A 3,342-nucleotide genomic window follows, 5' to 3' on the forward strand; every position below is an offset into this window, starting at 1 on the left:
TTAAAAGATAATTATACCTTAGGTAGAGTAAAAAATAAAGATTTGTACAATTTCTTTATTGAATTCGAAACAGCTAGGCAGAAAAATAATAGAATCTCTGAAGATAATACAGACTATGATCTAGATTTAGCTAAGTATCATACAGCATGTATAAATAGTCCTGATAGTGAATCAGGCATAAGAGATCGTCATGAAATTTTACTTAAGAAATTCTTTCTTAAGCATAAAAATGTTGAGACAAAGGATAATCAAAGAGGATTTACTCAAACTCAAAAAGAAGCTATTTACTATCTTAATAATAGGCAGTGTACTGGATATAGTGAGGTAGAATGTCCTGTAAAAGGCCATACTCTAGGTTTTACAGAGTTAGAATATGATCACATTATAGAACATAGTAATGGAGGAGCTACAGCTGTTGAGAATGGTCAGCCTTATGCCCAGAGTGTCATAAACACAAAACAAGAAAATATGTAAGCAAGGTTGTAGCGTTATAGTTTCTGCACCACTTTTTCTTTACATGAAGCCTATAGTTGTCTAATAGCAGCTATAGGCTTTCTTTTTATAGTATTCTATGTCATTAAGCTTATTTGTTTAGAAGCCTCTCTTTCAAGTATTCTATTTTCTTTATATATTAATGCATGGTTACAAAAAACCTTAATTTATTAAAAATTGAACTACATTAATCATACAGTTTAGCTTGTACAAACTTATTAACTACCTCACATGGAATACATCATCGATAAGTCCGTAAAACAACAAGTGCTTCAGTTGATGGGCAAAGGTGGGCAATACCAAAGAGCCGCTGAATCAGCTAAGAAAATATTTGGATCCATTAAGCTTGATGATGCAGAACCTTTCAAAGGTGTGCCGTTAACGAACCATGGTGAAACTCGCATTAAGTATTGTATCAAATATGACCTATCAGGTTTCTGCCGCCTTATTACTATTCAAAATCAGGGCAAGTGTTTTATTAAATTTTTAGGTACACACGACGAATGTGATAAGTGGTTGAATAGCCATAGAGGTCTTAATATCGCAGTAGATACCAAAACTGGAGAGGCTAAAGACGTTTATATAAGCGGTAATAAGGATAATCCAGAAGAAAGAATTGTAGCTGATTCGGATTACTCTAAAGGTAAACTTTTTGAGAAGCTAGGAGACTGGTATTTTGATAAAATAGCCAAAGATGTAGATAGAGCTTTAATCCGAAAATTTGAAGCGTTAGATTCTATCTCGGATGAAGATGAGATATTAGAGCTTTGTAAAGCAATTCCTGATAAGGAGCTGGAAGACGTATTCTTTGATGCCTTTATCAGCCTTAGAGCAGGTGATGTAGACAGTGCCAAAAACAGAATTAGAACTTATCTTGATGAGCTAGGCTTGCTAGAAAATTTACCTGCAGAAGAGCTTAACAAAATTGTTTCAAACGATCAGTACCTGCACTTTGAGGATATGGACCCATGGGAGCTCAAAACACTGATGGAAAACCATACCTGGCACGATTGGATGCTGTTTATGCACCCAGCCCAGAAGGTAGTAGTTGATGCAGACTATAATGGACCAGCCAGATTGATGGGCGTGAGTGGATCCGGTAAAACTTGTGTAATTGTTAGAAGAGCTGTAAGACTGGCCAATAAGTATCCAGGTGAAAAGATTTTAATTCTGACACTTAACCGATCCTTAGCATTATTGATTAAAGATCTGATCAAGATCTATGTAGCCCCTTTTGATGAGAGAGAAGCCCTGGAAAATAATATTAAAGTTTACTCTTACTGGGAGCTTTGCCGTGAGTATCTGTTGCAGCACGATACTAATCCGCTGGCACATAAAATGTATACGGATATTGTTGAAAAGCATAATGAGAACATAGACGAAGCTTGGGAGCGATGGTATAGGTGTATGGACAATAATGACGAGGCAAAAGTTTTGTTCCCTGTGCATCAAACATTACTGTTACGAAGCATATACCCACAAGATTATATACGCCAAGAGTTTGATTGGATAAGAAGTGCCTTTTCAAAAGAAGATAGACATAAATACTTAGAGGTAGAAAGAGAAGGAAGAGTCGTATCTATAGCGAAAGAAAATAGACAATTGATACTGGATGGTCTCAAGGCGTGGGAAGAACATATGGCTTTTATTGGCATGATTGATTATCTGGGCCTTTCCCAAAAAGTGATGGACTATATAGATAAGATAACTCCTGAGTACAGATGTATTTTAGTAGATGAAGTACAAGACTTTGGTACCATAGAACTGAAAGCTGTTAGAAAGTTGGCTGCTGAAGCAGAGAACGATCTGTTCTTATGTGGTGACATTGCGCAGGTAGTACATACAAAGCACCATAAGATTACGCACGCCGGTGTCAGCATTCAGCCTAAAAACTTTCTTAAGATAAATAAGAACTACAGAAATAGTCGTGAGATTCTGGCCGCTGCTTATGAAGTATTCAAAAATAATACTTCGGCAGATTCTTATAAGATGGATGGCTTTAACGTGCTAGACCCTGAGTTTGCCAACTTCTCCACGGCAAAGCCTTTTTTACGGAAAACAAGTAGCTTGAAAAACAGCTTGAACTTCTCACTCACTTATCTCGAAGAGATTCTGGATAAAAGTAAAAATGAAAAAGGGTGCATTGCCATCTGTGGCTACTCCTACTTCGATATTCAACATTTAGGTCGAGTTATTGGTAAGCCAGTACTTGATGGGAAAATGAATTTAACAGAAGGAAACATTTTCCTTTCTGATCTGGAAAATACCAAAGGTTTTGAATTTGATCGCATGTTGATTATCAACTGTAATAAACATGTTATTCCAAATCCAGAATATCCTGAAGAAGAATGGTTTAGGGAGATATCCAAGTTCTATGTAGCCATGACCAGAGCTAAAAAAGAACTGGTACTCACGTATCATGACGAAATATCAGGCTTATTTGATAACTGCCTTGAATACTTTACAAAAGATAGCTGGGTAGATCATTTAGAAGTTAATCAGTTAAGCAATTTTGATATACAGGCTCCAACATTGGTACACGAATTTGGGGACTCTTATTCTTTAAAGGGGAAAGACTTTCTGTACACAAAGGATGCCTTAGGTATTCCAACAGAGTTGCAGAATAAACTGGTGGAGTTGGTAAATGGCCAAAGAGTATCAGATGAAAAGAACCGTAAATTAGGCTGGCCAACTATAGGTGAACTAAAGTATGATGCTACCAGAACAGGTAGAGACTTACCACACCTAAACAGGTCTGTTTGGTCCAACTACATTTGAAGCACTTGAAAAACTGCTTAGGAAGCCGAGGCCAATAAATTAGTTAAGTGTTTAGAGCCTGTTAAAATATGA

The 3,342-nt window shown here is 36.7% G+C and carries 2 protein-coding genes; both read left to right on the top strand.

The features are described 5' to 3' along the window. Positions 1 to 474: hypothetical protein (locus O71_RS24455; protein ID WP_007660540.1), on the top strand; the 474-nt coding region annotated here is incomplete at its 5' end. 249 nt (positions 475 to 723) lie between these two features. Beyond that, positions 724 to 3,270: a UvrD-helicase domain-containing protein gene (locus tag O71_RS19725; RefSeq protein ID WP_007660542.1), complete on the top strand. Its 2,547-nt coding sequence runs from the start codon at positions 724 to 726 to the stop codon at positions 3,268 to 3,270. Positions 3,271 to 3,342: the final 72 nt, after the last annotated feature.

It is taken from the genome of Pontibacter sp. BAB1700, assembly GCF_000277005.1.
Taxonomy (GTDB): Bacteria; Bacteroidota; Bacteroidia; order Cytophagales; family Hymenobacteraceae; genus Pontibacter; species Pontibacter lucknowensis.